The organism is Psychrosphaera sp. (assembly GCF_982872775.1).
This window is the reverse complement of sequence record NZ_CEYNSH010000029.1, coordinates 1-19,222: the sequence shown is the minus strand read 5'-3', so window position 1 is coordinate 19,222 and position 19,222 is coordinate 1. Positions and strand designations below refer to the sequence as shown.

Here is a 19,222-nt window from a genome sequence, read left to right as displayed (position 1 = left end):
TTTAAACCGCGAGAAAGCGGTAAGTCTTTCTCTTTCCAGCCAAGCATATCGCCTTGTAGGTGGTAGATATTGGTGATGTTGTTTTGCAATAAAATACGCTCGGCTGCTGCTGCGCGTTTACCGCTTCGACAATGAACAACAATTGGCTTGTCGATAGCACGAAGGCGCTCTAGTTCATCTTCGATATCATGGTGGGAAATATTAATCGCTCCGTCAATATGACCAATTGCAAATTCACCCATCGTTCTTACGTCCAAAACAACATAATCATCACGATTTTCTAATAGTTGCTCTGCCGTGATTTCTGCCACATCTGGTTTTGCTTTTGAAGTATTGCCTGCTTGAGCTAAGCCACTCCAAAATATTACAAACGTCATTAATGACGCCATAGCGAATAACAAAAAGGTTCGCTCAGATGAAATGGCTTGTGTCACTTTTTTATTTTTAAACATGGTGTTACTCCTAGCTGCGAGCCACACAGTGACTAGCTCTGATTTAATGTTAAATTGGTTTAACCCAAACTTTATTTAAAGGTAATTAGCCAATAACCAAAATAAGACGAATAAAAATACGCAAAAAATAGTAAATCGGCTTTGCCAGTTACGTAGTTTTTTTATTGCAGTTTGGTTAGGAGCCTCGCCTGCTTTGAGTCGGATACGTGGTACCTTAGTTTGGTCAAACATAACTGGCCCTGCCATTTCAATTTTGCAACCAGCGGCGACGACACTGCACCACAACAATTCTGTGAACGATTGTTGAGATGGCCATTGGGCACGGTTGCTAAGCGCGAGCTTTAACCAACCAGGGCTTGATTTAAATATAGAGAAAATTGGTAACAATACCAAGGTAAAAGGCAGCTCAAACCAGGTTTTAATTTTGTGTGGAATAGTCGAAAATGCGTTGAACTTTGGATTGAGTATTGGCCAGCTGAGCACCGCTGTCGTGATAATGGCATAGCTAATCGCTGCAACGCCACCAAACAACAAAAACAACGTCACTGGCATCAACCACTTATTTACCCAAGCCAGAATATTTTCTTCTAGCGTGGTTTTGATAATACCGAGCGGTGACAGAGGCTTGGTCGATACCGCGGTCATTTCCGCTAAGTAGCTCTTAGCAACGCTTTTTTGTTCGTTCGCTAAGGCATCTTCAATTTGCTTGCTGGTCTTGCTAACCGCATGAAATCCCATACTTAAGTACAAAAGTACAGCTTCTGTCACAAGGTCATAAGGCATGATAAACAGTAAGGCCCAGACTAGCGTACCAACAATGGCAAAATAGGTGAAAAGTGCGAGTGCACCGGCAATGGTTCGCTGTTGCTCGGTGGAAGTGTCATTATTGACTTTGGCAGCTAAAGCTTCAGCAATAACTCGACAGAGCTGTAAAGGGGAATAGCGAGTCGATAAGGGCATTACCCACTCAATAAGAATAACAAGGGCAGTCACAGCTAAAAAAGCGGCTTCAGAATTCAACATACAACTGCCCTAAATCAATATTCTTATAAATTGAGGTTTACTTGTCAGCTAAACGCGTCAGTAATTTCATCAATAATGCGGATGAATTTTTAGAAGCGACTTCTAAGTATTGATCAAAACTCATTGGTGATTCTTGACCTGCAATGTCCGACAAAGAACGGATAACTAAAAATGGTGTGTTCATTTGATGACACGTTTGTGCGATAGCCGCACCTTCCATTTCAACCGCTAACATGTCTGGAAATTGTTGACGTGTTGCTTCGATGCGTTGTGGGTCACACATAAAGCTGTCACCTGTTGCGATAAGGCCTACTTTACATGTGATGTCCGTCATTTCACCAATAAGCTGAGTGACGTCTTCAACTAGTGTTTCATCGGCAATAAAACGAGGTGGCATATTAGGGACTTGGCCAAACTCGTAATTAAACGCAGTAACATCAACGTCATGATGAACCAACTCGTTACCAATGGCAATGTCACCCACTTTTAACTCAGGATCAAAGCCGCCTGCAGAACCAGTATTAATAACGTAATCTGGTTTGAAGTTATTGATCAAAAGCGCGGTTGCAACGGTCGCAGCAACCTTACCGATACCAGACTGTACCAATACTACCTTTTGAGAATTAAGCTCGCCAGAATAGTATTCGTAGTTGGCGATAGTTGTGGTTTCAAGGTTTTCGATGTTGTCTTTTAAGATTGCGACTTCTTGTTCCATCGCGCCAATGATTGCAATTGTCATTTGAACTCTCTGTTACTGGTATTCAATTTTTGACGGTAACTGACGGCGCTACCAAATTGAAATAAAAAGGAATGGCCAAATTATAATTGAGCACCAGTGACTTGGCTAATCTTATCTTAGGGTTAGATGTTGGAATTTTGACTTTGATCTTGGCACGCTCCCTGCTTAGTTAGCTTGGGCAAAGTGTACAAACACTTTTTGATCAATCATCGCACAATTTGTAGTCCTGGAGACATTTATGGAATGGGTATTAGTTTTATTAGTTGGCCTAGTCGTTACCATTGCATTGGTTGCAAGTCACTTTATTGACACCAGCAACCCTTATCCTTTTAAAAAGAAAACTCAGCTTTTTACTAACGTAGAACGAGGCTTTTTAGCACTTTTAGACCGAGCTGTTGGTAATGATTATCGAATTGTGAACCGCGTTAGACTACAAGATATTATTGAAACCAAAGATACAATTAAAGGGCGCGCCAAACGTTCTGCAATGATCAAAGCGTCGAGCAAAGTCATTGATTATGTACTTTGCGACCCGACAACTTATCGAATCATTGCGGCAGTAGACTTGGTAAACCAAGCCGAAGGTGGCCATAAGTCAAAGCAAGACTGGTTTGTGACGGGCGCACTCGAAGCGGCGGGCATCCCACATATTCGAATCAAAGTAAAAGCTGGCTACAAAGTTGAAGAAATTAGAAACGGTATTCTATATAAAATTGGTAAAAAAGAGCGCGCTTATCCGCCTGAGCCAATTATTAAGGGTAATATTCCAAGACGTCCTGTCGGTGCCTTGTCTGCAGGCCAAGTAAAAGCTCAACTTGGTGGTCTCGGTATTGCCAAAGCGAGCTAATCATTAAGTTGAAACTGGGCTATGACTTAGGTAACCTAAAACCTCATAGCCCTAACCACACATTAATACATGGAAATTGAGCTTAAATTCCTGATCCAGCCTGACTTGGTCAACAAATTTACCACGTTACTGAGTCAATCCAGTTACCACATTTCAGAACCCAACTCTCGCCATCTATGTAATGGCTACTTTGATACCGACGAAAAAGCGCTTCGTGATTTTGATATGGGTCTTAGAATACGTCAGTGCGAGTTTGCCAACGGCGACAAATTTGCCGAACAAACCGTAAAACTTGCAGGTAAAGACATTGGCGGATTGCATCAACGTCCTGAGTTTAATGTTGAGTTAGATTTGGCTTCAGATCAAACAAGTACCAAAATGGCGAATTTAAGTCTCTTTGATAAAGAGATTTGGCCTGAAGGTTTTGATGCTGAGGTTATTCAATCACAACTTCGATTGTTGTTTGAAACTGACTTCCAGCGCACGACATGGCAAATTACGATGCCAAGCGGGACGGTCATAGAATGTGTACTTGATCAAGGTACCGTTAATGCAAATGGTGAGTCATCCATTATTAGTGAAATTGAACTGGAGCTAGTGTCTGGTCAAGTTAATGATATCTTTGCGTTTGCTCAATACGTCTCTTCTAATGTTAATGTTCGCTTAGGATTTTTGTCTAAGGCCGCACGTGGTTATCACTTATTAGCTGGTCGTTCACTAAAGTGCATGGACTTAAACAATGTTGAGCTTGGCTCTAGCGATGCGGTTGAAGAAGCGTTTGTAAAGTCTTTAACGGCAGCGCTTAAGTTCGTTCAACACAACGAACAGGTTTTTTGCTCATCGATGAGTCCTAAGTCATTGCGAAAAGTACTTGATGGTTGGTCTTTGATCATTCATATCATGCAATTGTTTGCCGACTTGATCCCAACAGAACAAGCCAGTCAGCTTGCTAAAGGCTTTAAAGCGGTTCGAAAACAGCACAAGTGGGCTGATTCATTTTATCAAATCAGTCAGCTAGCTAGTCGTAAAAGCCCTTACAAAAAAGACATAGACAACAGTGAGTTTTTGACGTCTCTTGTGGCGCAAGAGCAATGGCCAGAACACAAGTTAATGAAAGCAGTCGGTTTTTTCAGTAGTGCCGAATACAACCAGCTTATTCTTAATTTCATTCAGTGGTTGGCCGGAAAACAATGGCGAAACGAATTATCACTCAGTGAATTACAAGTTCTGACTCAACCAATTTATTCTCATTGTCAAAGCTGGTTAGATGCATCTTGGCATAACCTTAAAGCGGTATTAGCAGCGTATAAACAGGAAGCTGACCAAGCCAACCTCCAAGCGATATATTGGCCACTGGTCGAGTCTTTATTGACCGCTATCGTTGCAGGTAACGTCTTTGGCGAGGACTCAAACCAAATGACGAATAATCAGTTAGACTTGTTAACTGGCTGTGAAGAATACATTCTGTTGCATCGCTTAGAGACCTTGTTGTTACAACACCAAGAAGAACACCAAGTCACTGAAGAAAATGACTACCTGCCTTGGTTACAAGGCAAACAATCGAGTCTTAATATGGCCATTGCCGCCACCGCCGGAAACGTATCGCAACTCAAACCATACTGGTAACCCTCCATGCAGCCACACCAAGCCGAACCTGAACACTCACAATTGTTAACAACACTTGGGCAGGAGCGGCTTGCTGAACTCATCCAAAAGTATGAGGTAAACCAACCAGAGTCTATTGCAGCATCTCACCTAGTCGAGGTTTTCTCGATGAGTGACTTCGTATATCGAAGTGCCAAGCGACATAAAGAAGTGTTTAACGCACTTTTTGAATTAGTGGAGCAAATGGCCGAGAAGTCAAAGGTAATAATTTTGGATGATGTGTGGATATGGCCTTCGTCTCAGGACGAATGGCTTAAAACGCCAGAAAAAGAAGCGCTTAAACAGCTCCGTGTTTTTAGACATCAAGTCATGAGCTGCATTGCTGCGTTACACTTCTTAAAAGTGTGGGAAATTAAACAAGTGATGTCTTGTTTGTCCGAATTAGCAGATCGGTTTTATAGTCTTGCGCGCGCTTGGTCAGTTGCACAATTACAACCAAGGTATGGACAAGCGCTGGATAACAGTGGACAGGAAGTGCCACTTATCGCGCTAGGAATGGGCAAGCTAGGTGGACACGAACTCAACTTTTCATCCGATATCGACTTAATTTTTTGTTACCCCACCAAAGGTTGTACATCTGGTGGACGAAAAGAAGAAGACTTCCAAGCCTATTTCACTCGGTTAGCACAAAAGATCATTTTTTTACTCGACAACATGACCGCAGAAGGGCAGGTATACCGTGTTGATATGCGTTTACGACCTTTTGGTGATAGTGGTCCATTAGTCAGTAGCTTTGACGCACTAGAAGATTATTATCAAGAACAAGGTCGTGACTGGGAACGTTACGCCCTCTTAAAGGCAAGACCTCTCGCGGCCGAGACATTTACCTTGGACACTGAGCGGAACCATCATCAGACGCTTAAAGAGATGTTACAGCCCTTTGTGTACCGCCGCTATATCGACTTTAGTGTCATTGAGTCACTACGAAAAATGAAACAACAGATTCGCCAAGAAGTGAAGCGACGTCAGCTGACCCAAAATATTAAACTGGGTGAGGGAGGTATTCGCGAAGCCGAATTTATCATTCAAGCTATGCAGATGCTGCGTGGTGGCAAAGAGCCGCAATTACAGATGCCAAGCTTTTTATCGGTGTTGCCAGAACTTGTTCACCTAAATGTATTCAGTGAAGAAGAAGGGCGAGATATTGAAAAGGCGTACTTGTTTCTTAGAGATACAGAGCAGTTATTACAAGCCTTTGATGATAAACAAACGCAAACCTTACCTTCAGCAGTGGATAATGAAATAGCGCTAGATCAACGACGACTCATTCATTTTTATGCAAATAAGAATTGGCCAGATTATATAAATCAAGTAAGCCAAGTCTGTAATGTTATCCACGACATTTTTAATGATGTCATCGGCGATGAACCCGATGGTCAGCAAAGTGTTGAAGACTCGTTGGTGAGCCTGTGGCAAGGGCTTTGGAATCACAAAAACCTGCAATTGAGTGATATTAAAGAAGCAAGTACTCAGAGTGACGGAAGCAATGCAAATGACACATGTAAGGAAGATGACTCAAATAACAGTGCTTCTCATGATTCGAGCGAGGGCAGTAAAGCCTCAATCCGACTCGATATCGCCAAACAAATGTTGGACTTAAAAAGTGATCTTTTAAAGTCAGTAATCAGCAGTAAAGGTAGAGACAAACTTGATGTTCTCATTCCATTATTACTGGCCGAATCTGAGCGCCAAGGCACCAACGCAAAACAAATGAACGACTTGTTATTGATCATAAAAAAGATCGCCAGTCGAACCACTTATTTATCCTTACTTATCGAAAACCCTGGGGCACTGACTCAACTTGTTAAACTGGTGTCTTGTTGTGATTTTATTGGTCAACAACTTAAGTCTTTTCCGTTATTACTCGACCAATTAATTGACCCTAAGCTGCTGTACACCAAGCCCACTGTTGAAGATTATGAGACTGATTTAAGGCGTAACCTACTCAGAGTCGCGCCAGATGATTTAGAGCTGCAAATGGAGATATTGCGTCAGTTTAAATTGTCGTCGCAATTAATTGTGGCGGCTTGTGATGTTGAAGGGGTGATTGACTTGGCGACCGAGAGTAACCTTTTGACGGCATTGGCTCAGGCAATTATGGAACAAGTGTTAAACCTTGCTTGGCGACAAATGGTGGAACGTTACGGTTATCCTGAAGGTGCCACCGACGAAAATAAAAACTTTGCGGTAATCGGTTATGGCAAGTTAGGCGGTTATGAATTGGGTTATGGCTCGGACCTCGATATTGTATTTGTTCATGGCTGTAATAGTAGTGTCCCTACCAATGGAAACAAACCGATAGATTCGAGGCAGTTCTACTTAAAATTAGCACAACGAATATTGCATATTTTTACCACTCGAACACCATCGGGTGTCTTGTATGAGATTGATACAAGGTTACGCCCCTCTGGCGCTTCCGGGCTGATGGCCATCAACATTGATACGTTTTTTGAGTACCAACAAAATGAAGCCTGGACTTGGGAACACCAAGCCTTAGTTCGAGCGAGAATGGTGTTGGGTGACGAACATTTAAAACAGAAATTTGAGCAAATTCGCGATGCAATAATTACTCACAAGCGAGATGAGCAAACACTGATCAAAGAGATCAGTGATATGCGCCACAAAATGTTCGATAATCTAGCTAAAGAACACAACGGTATGTTTGACCTCAAACAGTCTCGCGGTGGCATTGCTGATATCGAATTCATTACACAGTATTTAGTATTGAGATACAGTCACAGCAATAGTGATTTAAAAGCGTTTTCTGATAATAAGCGCTTACTCAAAGTGGCTGTTAATCAGGGATTAATAACGGACAGAGAAGGTGAAGACTTGTGGAAAGCCTATGAGACTTATCGAGATTTAGTGCACGACGCTTCACTTAATTTACAGCAGGCACTGGTCTCAAAAGAAAGTGTGGCTGATCACGCAGAACGCGTAATCTCGATTTGGCAACGACTTCAGTTAACTTAACCTAAATTAAAATCAGTTATTTTAACTTTGAGCTAACGATACTTTGGCCTGACGGTACTTTAACAGTGAAGAGAATCTTGTGAACGACGTAACTTTTCAAATTGAGCCAATGAATTGGCAAAAACGCCGAGTAGAGAAAGTAAAACCACCTCAACCACTCTCAGCAACGGTAGATGGCTTTGCCTTTTTGGCCGAAACCAAGTGTGATGTTTTTGTTGTTTATGATGACGGTGAAACACGAACGTTAAAAGGGCGAGTGCTTTACAATGAAATTAAAGACAGCTGGCGCATAAGTGCCATCGCCAATGGCGGCTGGAGTGTTTATATAAACGTGATTTCAAACCTCGAATAATAGTTTTTTCCGTATTAAAAATTTTTAAATACGGCTGCAATTACTATTTCTTAAAACGTTTAAGTAATATATTTAAACAACGTCAACGTATTACCCACACAGAGTAAAAATATGAAATTCAATGGCCTCATTTCTGCCATCGCCTATTTGTTATTAAGTTTGTTAGTCGTCAGTTCGAAGGCTTTTACCGCAACCTCGGAATTTAAAACCGCAGACTCCAAGACTGTCAGTTCGGACGTAACATTACCTAAGTTATCATTTTTAGATGAATGGATTATCGACAAAAACCAAACCTATAAAAATACGACGGTTGGTGGCTTGTCGAGTATAGACTTCCTCAATGGCCACGTTTATATGATCAGTGATCACGGTCACTACGACAAAGACTCAGTGTTGGGACAACCGCGTTTTTACCAAGCCAAGTTGGCAATAGAAGGTAGAAAAATAGCTGACTTATCGCTGGTGGCGGTACACTCGTTATTGCCAGAGTCGCAATCATCTCTAGGGTTTGATCCAGAGTCTTTAAGAGTCTTTATCGCTTCTGAAACTAACAACTCAACATCAACAAATTCCAGTGCCTCGGTTAACTACATTTGGAGCAGTGAAGGGGACATTAAACAAGGCATCAATGGCAATGTTTATCAAGCCACTATTAACAAGCAGCCGTCAGTCCTTAATTCCATCGTTAGTTTACCGTCATATTTTGAGATAACAGATAAGACAGGCCCGCATCACAATGCTGTCTTTGAAGGGCTCGATGTTGCCCAAGATAACTCAGGTTTTTGGCTCGTGATGGAAGGCCCATTAAAACAAGATGGCCAAGAACCAACAATAGACAATGGCGCACTGGTTCGGTTGTCTTATGTAAGCTCGAGATCGGGAGAAATAGAAAAACAATTTGCGATTCCGGTTGAGCCACTTCCTGAAGAGCCGGACGCATCTGCTAAGGCATTTCGAACAACGGGTATTGTTGAGATTTTACAATATGACGCTTCGCGTTTTATGGTCATCGAACGAGCCTATACCTCAGGCTTGGCCGATGGTGGAAATCGAGTCAAATTGTACCTAGTCGATATCGCTGGTGCGACAGATGTAAAGTCGATGATTAGCCTCAAAAATCAACGCATCAAAGTTGCTAAGAAACACCTTTTATTGGATATGGCTGACCTCCAAAGCAAACTGCACTCTGGTAGAGTCGATAATATTGAGGGAATTAGTTTTGGTCCCCTGTTAGAGTCTGGCGAGCAAACGTTGTTGCTAGTATCAGACAACAATTTTAATGCTTACGAAGAACAAGTTTCTCAAATTATATTATTACAGATTGACTAAACTTCGCCTTAATTTGCAGTCTTTTCTCTAAGGTCTACACTTTGCATAGGCTGTTAAATTAGGGGAAGTAGGTGAGTTCAGTACTGTCCAAAAGCGACGGGTTCGAATCAATCCAAGTCTTGATCGTTGATGATGACTCAATGATAAGAGACTACTTAGCAAATACACTCAAACGATACAAAATTGAGTCGATTTTTCATGCCGCTAGTATTAAGCGCGCTTTAGAGCTTCTATTAGTGCACCAAGTCGATATCGTTTTTTTAGATATTCAGCTCAAGGGAGAAAACGGCTTGTCGGCATTAGCCGACATGATTGAAGTCTCCGAAAGCACAAGTTTTGTGATTTTAAGTGCTCACTCGTCACTTGAAAATGCGCGCAAGGCGATAAAACTGGGCGCAAAAGGCTTCGTTGTTAAGCCTTTTACCGCAAAGAAAATAGAAGACCTACTACATACTCTTACGGGTATGCCTCCTAAAATTATTTAGTAGGTGCTGCTGTGAAATCAAATCTACAGCAACTTTTTAAAAAGGCGTTTGCCTTTTTTGAATTCAAACATTTTGATAAAAAAGTTGAGAAACAATATGTCGCATATCGATATAGGACGGCTGAGCCAATAATAAGGTTTGCGTTTTATATTGGCGGCTTTATCACAACACTTCTAACAGCGATTACCTTTCTAAGCGGTCAGGGTGTCGATATTGCACGTTGGGCTTATATTGGAACTTGGGCTGCCCTTCTTATTTTAGGCACTACTCGCAAGCTTAATATCCACATCGCGTACTCATTATACTTGTGTATTAGCTCAGTATTTTTTGTTTATTATCGTTATTACTTAAATGATATGCCTATGTATATCGTTCCTACGATTAATTTGTTACTTGCAGGGCTTTTGGTGGCTCAACTGGGCTCACGGTTTACTACCATGGTCGCCTTTTTTGTACCTATTAGCTCAACGCTTATCTTCGCATCAACGGGTGATTTTAATCCAGTGACGATGCATATAATGGTCATGATGTGGCTCTCGGCAATTGTGTTTTGGTTAGGCTCTATCATTATTGAGAGTGTTTCTCGCTCAGCGTTTTATTATCAGCATCAATTAACCATCGCCAAGAAAAAAGAAACTGATGCACATAAGGCAAAGACTGAGTTTCTAGCGTCAATGAGCCATGAAATAAGAACTCCACTGACCGCCATTATTGGATATGCCCAGTCCATTTTAGTCGATAATATCAATCCTACAGAACAGTTAGATCTCATTCGCCGAGTCAAGACGAACGGTGATCATCTATTGCGCCTTGTTAATGATATTTTAGACTTGTCAAAAATAGAGCAGGGCAAATTGACGCTTAACCCAGAAGAAGTGCCTTTGTTTGAGCTGCTCCGTGATACTCGCTTTTCAACAGAAAACCTGGCGCAGAAAAAGCGATTGAGGTACGAATTTAAATACGAGTTCCCACTTCCTAAAGTCGTCATTGTCGATCGTGTTCGCTTGCAACAAGTATTGGTTAATCTCTTGGCCAATGCCATCAAATTTACTGAACAAGGCCACGTAGAATTAACCACGTTTGCAGATGAACACCAGATATTTTTTAAAGTTGAAGACTCGGGGATTGGTATCAACAAAGAAGCGGAAAAACGGATTTTTGAAGTGTTTGAACAGGAAAGCGCAGACATCACCAGGCGATTTGGTGGTTCGGGGTTAGGTCTGGCCATATCACGTAAGCTTACCCAAATGATGGGTGGAGACTTAATGTTTCACAGTGAAGAGGGAAAGGGCACCACTTTTATTGTAGGCATAGCACTACAATTACCCGATGGGACTGCTTGGTTAGATGCTCCAGACGAGATCCAGGCCGAGACCAAGTTTTTACTAAGCCAAAGTCAATTCAACGGTAAGGTTTTGATTGTTGATGACGTGACAGATAACAGAAAGTTAATAAGTATTATTCTGAACAGAGCTGGGGTCGAAACGGACGAAGCTGAAAACGGAGAAATAGCATTAGAGAAAGCGCTAGTTAGTGATTACGACCTAATACTAATGGATATCCAAATGCCGGTGTTAAATGGCATTGAAGCGGTTCAGCAACTCCGTGCATTTGGCAATCGGACTCCGGTTATCGCACTGACCGCCAACGTAATGGAGCACGAAGTAAAACAATACCTTGAGATGGGCTTTAATGCTCACTTAGGAAAACCAATTAACCGTATGGCGTTGAGTCGAGAGCTGGCTCGTTATCTACAAAAAGGCGAAAAAGCCGAACAAAAAACAACTTATGATTCGGAGTTTTTGGTACTCAAGGAAAAGTACATAACCAAACTGAAATCAAGAATTCCAGAAATCACCGCATTGATTGAGAAAAGAGACTTTTCGGAACTCAGCCAACTCGCTCACTCGATAAAAGGCTCGGCAGGTAGTTTTGAGTTTCCGATCCTTACCGAGCTTGCCAGTAAAATAGAGCCCAAAGCAGAAAACCAAGAAGAAGAGGCGTTGGAATTAACAAAGGATTTAGTGCAAGCGATTGAACAGCAATCAAAGTGATTAATTGCAGTTGCAAGTACGTTAAAAGGCGGCAGGTTTGAACGTATGGCGACAATACTTACTATTGTGAGATGCATACAAACAATTCAGTAAGCTTTAAGAGTAAGTAACGACAAGAGACTGTGTCTCGATCGGGAGTTGATAGCAGACGTGTGACGGCTTCTGGCACGCAATACCCTTAAAGTCTCTTTTTTAATCTGTGCTATCAATTTATAGTAGAAAAAAGCCCGCTCAATGAATGAAGCGGGCTTTTGATTTTGGCGATTAAGAATTTACTTCTTCGCGTCTTTCACTGCTTTTAGTTTAGCGGCGTGGTCAATTTCGTAGTCTGGCATTTCTTTGTTGCCTTCCATCAAGTAATTGTCCATCCAGCGCATTAGGCGCAAGCTGTAGTCATACTGTGCGGCTGCCTTACGGTTACCGTGGCCTTCGCCCGGGTAGTAAACCAAACGTACGTCTTTATCTTGCACTTTCATGTAGCGGTATAGCTCCATTGATTGTGCAGGGTGAACGCGTGGGTCGTCTTTACCATGCATGATTAATAGTGGCGTTTCAGACTGACCTGCCCAGAAAATCGGGCTGCGCTCTAAATACCACTGCCATTTTTCCCAAGGGTAAGAGCGTGCATGTACAAGATACATTTCGTTTGAAATGTCAGTCGTACCAAATTTTGATAGTTGGTTTGAGATACCAACAAACATGACGCTTGCGGCAAAGTGTTTGGTTAGTTTGGTTGCGCCCCAAGCTGATGCGTAACCACCGTATGAGCCACCTGTGATACCGACACGGTCTGAATCTACCAGGCCTTTATCGACAAGGTATTGTTTCATGTCGATTAAGTCATCGAATTCTTTACCTGCGTAGTCATTTTGGCCAAGCTTCGAGTATTCAACACCTTTACCCGTTGAGCCGCGATAATTTGGATAGAAAACGGCATAGCCACGTGCTGCACCCATTTGACCTGGATCTGAATAGCTGGTTAACCAACCGTTTTTGTCATGGCTTTCTGGACCACCGTGAACGGCCATGATCAGTGGGTAACGGGTGCCTTTTTTGTAATCAAGTGGATAAATTAATACACCACCAATCTCGACACCATCACGCGCTTTGAAGCTGATAGCCTCTTGTTTAGCAAAACGTTTGTCGTTTAGCCACTTATTTGAGTCACTCAAACGAGTCGCTTTTTTACCACGGATCATGAAGACTTCGTTGGTGTGTTTGGCAGTATTTGCACGCAACGCAACGGTTTTGTCTGAGTCAGAAATACTTAGGCGACTTGCAATGAAACGGCCTTCCTTAATTACTTTATCGTAGTCATTGTCACCGACTTCAATTTTGCCAACAAATGTCTCTGGGCTCACGTCAGCGACAAAGTACAAGGTGTTGTCATTGTTTTCCCACTCAATATCACTCACATGACCTTTGAAGTTAGGTAACCACTCTTTGACTTTGCCGCTCTTTGTGTCTGCAAGGTAAAGACGACCGGTTGCTGGGTCGTGTTTGTCTTCTGCACCTAAGATCGCAATATAACGATCGTCATGAGAGAATTCGGCACCACCTAGTTTACCTTCAGTCGCGTACGTTAATTTTACTTCCTGGCTCGCAACGTCAAACAGGTGCCATTTTGACTTCATGTATTGGTCGTCAATTAGCGCCGTTGGTTGAGTTTTTACTAATAACGTTTTGCCGTCGTTTGAATAGTTCATGTCGCTGACGTAACCGTCAATTTCAACCGCTTCTGGGTCCAACGCTTCGTCATACATTTTTAAGTCAACAAGGTGCAGTTGCTTGTTCTTTAAGCCTTGTTCATACACTTCGGCTTTAAAGCCAAGCTTTTTCAATTCTTTTTCTGACTTGTCTTTTGCAGGCATCGCCAAAATTGCAACGTGCTTGCCCGTTGGGCTTAACTCATAGCTCGAAACTGAGCGACCTTTTAGACTAAGTACTTTTTGTGCCTGACCGCCATCGACTGGAATTCGGTACAATGAGGTGAATTTGTCGTCACCCATTTTGGCACGGAAATAAATATTTTTGCCATCTGCCGACCAGCTGATACTGCTGATATTTACCTTACCTGTGATGAATGGGCGTTCAACACCGTTGTCATCAACTACATATAATTCTGTGAATGCTGAGCCGTCTTTGTCGATATATAGTTCGCGTGGCGCAGTGCGAGTAAACGCAATTAACTCACCACTTGGGTCTATTGAAGTTTGAACAACACTTTTTAGTTTTGGAATATCTTCCACTGTGATTACATCACTCGCAGCTGCACTCAGGCTGGTGCCTAACGTTGTTGCCGCGACTAAAAATTTAGATAGTAAATTCATAACCGTCCTTTTTTATTATTTTAAGAAACTAGCCATATCTAGTGTAACGCTCTGTAAATTTTAGACAATGACCACAACGTCAAAATGTCACAAAGTTTTGTGGTATTGCCGGATGTTTAGATTAAAAAACACTCCTATTTTTGTGCAATTACATGAGAAATTTAGCATTAAACGTGGATCTTGAAAGCAGATAAACGAATATATACAACTAACTCTTACCGTTTCTTTGTAATTAAATTATTTAATAAATGTTACTCTATAGCCTCTATTGCTATATCCACATTTAAGGCAGGACCATGCAACCGCAACCCGACCCGTTTATTGTTCCAAAGTGTTTGGAAGACATTCGGGTTGAATATGAAGACCCTGACTTTATTGTCATTAACAAGCCAACAAAACTGTTAAGCTTGTCGGGCAAACATCCACTTAATAAAGACTCAGTTCACCATCGAATCGTGCAGCAATACCCAACCGCAACGTTAATTCATCGTTTGGATTTTGGTACGTCGGGTTTGATGTTATTGGCCTTAAATAAAGAAACCAATAAGCTTCTTTGTGAGCAGTTTGCCCAGCGCACGGTTAAAAAGGAGTATGAAGCGGTTTTGGATGGCAGTCTTTCTGAGAGTGAAGGGGAGATTACGTTTCCGTTAATAAAAGACGTTGATGGCTTTCCTCTGCAAAAGGTGTGTTATGAGACTGGCAAGCCTGCAGTAAGTCGCTATCAGGTAATGCGATACGACCCAATTACAAATACTACGTTAGTTAGGTTTGAGCCTATAACGGGCCGGACTCATCAGTTAAGACTGCACAGTATGGCATTTGGGCACCCAATAATAGGTTGTGACTTGTATGATTTGGATGATTCATTCAACAAGGCTGAGCGCCTGATGTTGCATGCGACGTCACTGACGTTTTTGCATCCTAAAACGAATGAAAGGTTACAGTTTAACTCTCCGAGTCGCTTTTGAGTTAAGGGCGCTTTTGAAATTTAGGCACTTTATATGAACGTCCATTTTCGAGTCATAGCCAAATATAGATTACAGGCAACAAAAAACCGCATGTAAGTGCGGCTTCTTGGTTTTAGTGACAGTCTTATAAAGATGACTTATCGTTTCTGATGCTTGTCACTTAAAGCGTTTTTAAGAACTCTTCGCTTAACTTTAACTCGTCATTCAAGTTAACTTTAACGCCGCGATCCGCAACGTTTTTAGCGATTTGTTGTGCTTCTTCTAAGCTGTGCATCTCAAACGTACCACATTGGTACTCGTTTAATTCTGGGATTTCGTTTTGAGCTTGTACTTTTTGAACGTCGTTCATTGACGCTAACCAGGCATCAGCCACTTGCTGTTCAGTAGGCTCACCGATAAGACTCATATAAAAACCTGTACGACAACCCATTGGTGAAATGTCGATGATTTCTACTGAGTCACCGTTTAAGTGTTCGCGCATGAAGCCGGCAAACAAATGCTCTAGTGTATGGATGCCGCGCTCTGACAAGATTTCGTCGTTAGGTACACAAAAACGAAGGTCGTAAACTGTGATGTTGTCACCCTTAGGTGTTTGCATTTTTTTAGCAACACGTACGGCCGGTGCGTTCATTTTTGTGTGATCAACGGTAAAGCTATCTAATAAAGGCATATCTCAATCCTAACTATTTGGTCGTGAATTTTGGACGTTGCAGAGTCTGCGATGTCACCTATTCCATAAATTATGTCTGGCATTATAGAGAGACACATCAATTAAATCCATCCAAGAGACGCGATTGTAGACCTACTTTGTTCTAACAATTGGTTATTAAGTATTCACAAAAGGTCAGGTGAGATACTTTCTCAAAAAAATTTCAGAAAAATGTAAAAAAATTTAACTTTTATAGTTGAAAACAGTTTGAGTAACCCCACTAATAGTGCAACAAATATTTAAACCCTTTTATATAGATGTTTTCGGAGTGAATCTCATGGGTAAAATCATTGGTATCGACTTAGGTACAACAAACTCTTGTGTTGCAGTATTAGACGGTGACAAGCCTCGCGTAATTGAGAATGCAGAAGGCGATCGTACAACCCCTTCTATCATCGCTTATACCGATGAAGGTGAGACATTAGTAGGCCAACCTGCTAAGCGTCAGGCGGTAACGAACCCAACAAACACATTATTCGCTATCAAGCGTTTAATCGGTCGTCGTTTTGAAGACAAAGAAGTACAGCGTGACATCGACATCATGCCATTCAACATTGTTAAAGCTGACAATGGCGATGCATGGGTTGAAGCGAAAGGCCAAAAAATGGCAGCGCCTCAAGTTTCTGCTGAAGTTCTTAAGAAAATGAAGAAAACAGCTGAAGATTTCTTAGGTGAAGAAGTTACTGAAGCAGTAATCACTGTTCCTGCCTACTTCAATGATTCACAGCGTCAAGCGACTAAAGATGCAGGTCGTATCGCAGGTCTTGATGTTAAGCGTATTATCAACGAGCCAACGGCTGCTGCACTTGCATACGGTGTAGGTAAAAAAGGTGGCGATAATGTTGTTGCTGTTTACGACTTAGGTGGTGGTACATTCGATATCTCTATCATCGAAATCGACGAAGTTGATGGCGAGCAAACATTTGAAGTACTAGCAACTAACGGTGACACGCACTTAGGTGGTGAAGACTTTGATAACCGCGTTATCAACTACTTAGTTGAAGAATTCAACAAAGAGCAAGGTGTTAACCTTAAAAATGACCCACTTGCAATGCAACGTGTTAAAGAAGCAGCTGAAAAAGCGAAGATCGAATTGTCTTCTGCACAGCAAACAGAAGTTAACTTACCATACGTAACTGCTGACGCTTCTGGTCCTAAGCACATGAACATCAAAGTGACTCGTGCGAAGTTAGAGTCTCTTGTTGAAGACATGGTTCAAGCGACATTAGAACCAGTTAAGAAAGCATTACAAGACGCAGACTTATCTGTAGGTGACATCAACGACATTATCTTAGTTGGTGGCCAAACGCGTATGCCTATGGTTCAAAAAGCGGTATCTGACTTCTTCGGTAAAGAAGCTCGTAAAGACGTAAACCCTGATGAAGCAGTAGCACTTGGTGCCGCGACTCAAGCAGGTGTTTTATCTGGTGACGTTAAAGACGTTCTTCTTCTAGACGTAACGCCTTTATCACTTGGTATCGAGACAATGGGTGGCGTGATGACTCCGGTTATCGAGAAGAACACAACTATCCCAACTAAACAGTCTCAAACGTTCTCTACAGCAGAAGATAACCAGTCTGCAGTAACGATTCACGTACTACAGGGTGAGCGTAAGCAAGCGGCGAGCAACAAGTCTCTTGGTCAGTTCAACCTAGAAGGTATCCGTCCAGCACAACGTGGTGTTCCACAAATCGAAGTTATCTTCGACGTTGATGCGAACGGTATCCTACACGTATCTGCTAAAGACAAAGACACGGGTAAAGAGCAAAAGATCACTATCCAAGCTTCTTCAGGTCTATCTGATGATGAGATCGATGCAATGGTACGCGACGCAGAAGCGAACGCAGAAGAAGATAAGAAGTTTGAAGAGCTAGCACAAGCTCGTAACCAAGCTGACGGTCTTGCGCACGCAACTGAGAAGCAACTTGCAGAAGCGGGTGACGAAGTTCCAGCAGAAGACAAGGAAGCAATCGAAAAAGCGATTTCTGAGCTTAAAGATGCATCTAAGTCTGGTACAAAAGAAGAGATTGAAGCAAAACAGCAAGCGTTGATGGAAGCATCTCAAAAGCTAGTTGAAATTGCTCAAGCTAAAGCAGCAAGCCAACAAGGCGCAGGCGAAGCCGGTGCTGAACAAGCAACAAATGCTGCAGACGATGATGTTGTTGACGCTGAGTTTGAAGAAGTTAACGACGATAAAAAATAATCATCAACTGCCGTTATAAGCAGGAGTTGTAATAACATGGGCGTTTTATACGCCCTTGTTTTTGTTAAATAGAAGGTACTTTTTGGATTATGTCTAAACGCGATTATTACGAAGTTCTTGGCCTAGAAAAAAGCGCTACAGAACGCGAGATCAAAAAAGCGTACAAGCGCTTAGCGATGAAGTATCACCCTGACCGTACCGCAGGGGATAAAGACTTAGAAATCAAATTCAAAGAAGTGAAAGAGGCTTACGAGATTCTTTCCGATGCACAAAAGCGTCAGCAGTATGATCAATACGGCCACGCAGCATTTGAGCAGGGTCATGGCGGCGGCGGCTTTGGCGGCGGTCATGCAGACTTCTCTGACGTCTTTGGCGATGTTTTTGGCGATATCTTTGGTGGTGGTCGTCGCGGCGGTGGTGGCGGTCAACGTCAACAGCGCGGTTCTGATTTGCGTTACAACTTAGAGATGAGTTTGGAAGACGCTGTACGTGGTAAAGAACTAGAAATTAAAGTACCAACTTGGGTTTCTTGTGAGCCATGTGATGGTTCAGGTGCCAAAAAAGGCTCGAAGCCAAAAACTTGTACGACGTGTCACGGTGCTGGACAAGTGCAAATGCGCCAAGGCTTCTTTGCGGTTCAACAAACGTGTCCGACGTGTAAAGGTCAAGGCCAAATCATTTCTGACCCTTGTAACAGCTGTCACGGTCAAGGCCGCGTTGAAAAGACGAAGACATTGTCAGTTAAGATTCCAGCTGGGGTTGATACAGGCGACCGAATTCGTTTAGCGGGTGAAGGTGAAGCCGGAATGAACGGTGCACCGGCGGGTGACTTGTTTGTTCAAGTTCACGTTAAAGATCACCCAATCTTTGTTCGCGATGGTAACAACCTATATTGTGAAGTACCAATTGGTTTTACTACAGCAGCACTTGGCGGCGAAATTGAAGTTCCGACTCTTGATGGTCGCGCTAAATTGAAAGTGCCAAAAGAAACGCAAACAGGCAAGATGTTCCGTCTTCGTGGTAAAGGTGTTAAGTCTGTTCGCAGCGGTGCGGTAGGTGACTTGTTATGTAAAGTTATCATTGAAACGCCAGT

At 42.3% G+C, this 19,222-nt stretch carries 15 protein-coding genes; 10 read left to right on the top strand and 5 right to left on the bottom strand.

The window, feature by feature from the left end; translation table 11 throughout:
* From AC4E96_RS09735 to mtnN, 3 genes are all read right to left on the bottom strand, one after another.
* On the bottom strand, positions 1 to 452 hold a 452-nt coding region (locus tag AC4E96_RS09735), incomplete at its 3' end, for a rhodanese-like domain-containing protein (RefSeq protein ID WP_490255676.1).
* Between the two features lie 75 nt (positions 453 to 527).
* Positions 528 to 1,475 (bottom strand): cobalamin biosynthesis protein, encoded by a 948-nt coding sequence (locus AC4E96_RS09730; protein WP_488034092.1) that lies wholly within the window; start codon positions 1,473 to 1,475, stop codon positions 528 to 530.
* A 37-nt stretch (positions 1,476 to 1,512) separates the two neighbouring features.
* Complete coding sequence (gene mtnN, locus AC4E96_RS09725) at positions 1,513 to 2,214, bottom strand: 5'-methylthioadenosine/S-adenosylhomocysteine nucleosidase (protein WP_490255675.1); 702 nt, start codon at positions 2,212 to 2,214, stop codon at positions 1,513 to 1,515.
* Between the two features lie 238 nt (positions 2,215 to 2,452).
* On the opposite strand from mtnN, the gene AC4E96_RS09720 reads away from it, so the two are divergent.
* The 7 genes from AC4E96_RS09720 (at position 2,453) to AC4E96_RS09690 (ending at position 11,919) form a co-directional block, all read left to right on the top strand.
* On the top strand, positions 2,453 to 3,061 hold the full coding sequence (locus AC4E96_RS09720) for a DUF2726 domain-containing protein (RefSeq protein WP_488034094.1): 609 nt from the start codon (positions 2,453 to 2,455) through the stop codon (positions 3,059 to 3,061).
* Positions 3,062 to 3,130: 69 nt separating this feature from the next.
* Positions 3,131 to 4,687, top strand: a complete 1,557-nt coding sequence (locus AC4E96_RS09715) for a CYTH domain-containing protein (RefSeq protein WP_488034095.1) — start codon at positions 3,131 to 3,133, stop codon at positions 4,685 to 4,687.
* Positions 4,688 to 4,693: 6 nt separating this feature from the next.
* A complete protein-coding gene (glnE, locus tag AC4E96_RS09710; RefSeq protein WP_490255674.1) occupies positions 4,694 to 7,699 on the top strand; it encodes a bifunctional [glutamate--ammonia ligase]-adenylyl-L-tyrosine phosphorylase/[glutamate--ammonia-ligase] adenylyltransferase in 3,006 nt (1,001 codons plus the stop codon).
* A gap of 79 nt (positions 7,700 to 7,778) precedes the next feature.
* A complete protein-coding gene (locus tag AC4E96_RS09705) occupies positions 7,779 to 8,051 on the top strand; it encodes a hypothetical protein (RefSeq protein ID WP_490255673.1) in 273 nt (90 codons plus the stop codon).
* 111 nt (positions 8,052 to 8,162) lie between these two features.
* Complete coding sequence (locus AC4E96_RS09700) at positions 8,163 to 9,380, top strand: esterase-like activity of phytase family protein (protein WP_490255672.1); 1,218 nt, start codon at positions 8,163 to 8,165, stop codon at positions 9,378 to 9,380.
* Positions 9,381 to 9,451: 71 nt separating this feature from the next.
* Positions 9,452 to 9,865 carry a response regulator transcription factor gene (locus tag AC4E96_RS09695; RefSeq protein WP_490255671.1) on the top strand — a complete coding sequence of 138 codons (414 nt, stop codon included), beginning with the start codon at positions 9,452 to 9,454 and terminating at the stop codon, positions 9,863 to 9,865.
* 11 nt (positions 9,866 to 9,876) lie between these two features.
* Complete coding sequence (locus tag AC4E96_RS09690; RefSeq protein ID WP_490255670.1) at positions 9,877 to 11,919, top strand: ATP-binding protein; 2,043 nt, start codon at positions 9,877 to 9,879, stop codon at positions 11,917 to 11,919.
* Between the two features lie 272 nt (positions 11,920 to 12,191).
* Here the strand turns inward: AC4E96_RS09690 and AC4E96_RS09685 are convergent, their stop codons facing one another.
* Complete coding sequence (locus tag AC4E96_RS09685) at positions 12,192 to 14,249, bottom strand: S9 family peptidase (protein ID WP_488033535.1); 2,058 nt, start codon at positions 14,247 to 14,249, stop codon at positions 12,192 to 12,194.
* Between the two features lie 296 nt (positions 14,250 to 14,545).
* On the opposite strand from AC4E96_RS09685, the gene AC4E96_RS09680 reads away from it, so the two are divergent.
* Positions 14,546 to 15,217, top strand: a complete 672-nt coding sequence (locus AC4E96_RS09680) for an RluA family pseudouridine synthase (protein WP_490255669.1) — start codon at positions 14,546 to 14,548, stop codon at positions 15,215 to 15,217.
* A gap of 160 nt (positions 15,218 to 15,377) precedes the next feature.
* Here AC4E96_RS09680 and luxS read toward each other — a convergent pair whose 3' ends face one another.
* Positions 15,378 to 15,887: an S-ribosylhomocysteine lyase gene (gene luxS, locus AC4E96_RS09675; protein WP_488033537.1), complete on the bottom strand. Its 510-nt coding sequence runs from the start codon at positions 15,885 to 15,887 to the stop codon at positions 15,378 to 15,380.
* 316 nt (positions 15,888 to 16,203) lie between these two features.
* On the opposite strand from luxS, the gene dnaK reads away from it, so the two are divergent.
* Both dnaK and dnaJ read left to right on the top strand, forming a co-directional pair.
* Positions 16,204 to 18,129, top strand: coding sequence for a molecular chaperone DnaK (dnaK, locus tag AC4E96_RS09670; protein WP_490255668.1), 1,926 nt, complete (start codon positions 16,204 to 16,206; stop codon positions 18,127 to 18,129).
* Positions 18,130 to 18,218: 89 nt separating this feature from the next.
* Positions 18,219 to 19,222: molecular chaperone DnaJ (gene dnaJ / locus AC4E96_RS09665; protein WP_490255667.1), on the top strand; the 1,004-nt coding region annotated here is incomplete at its 3' end.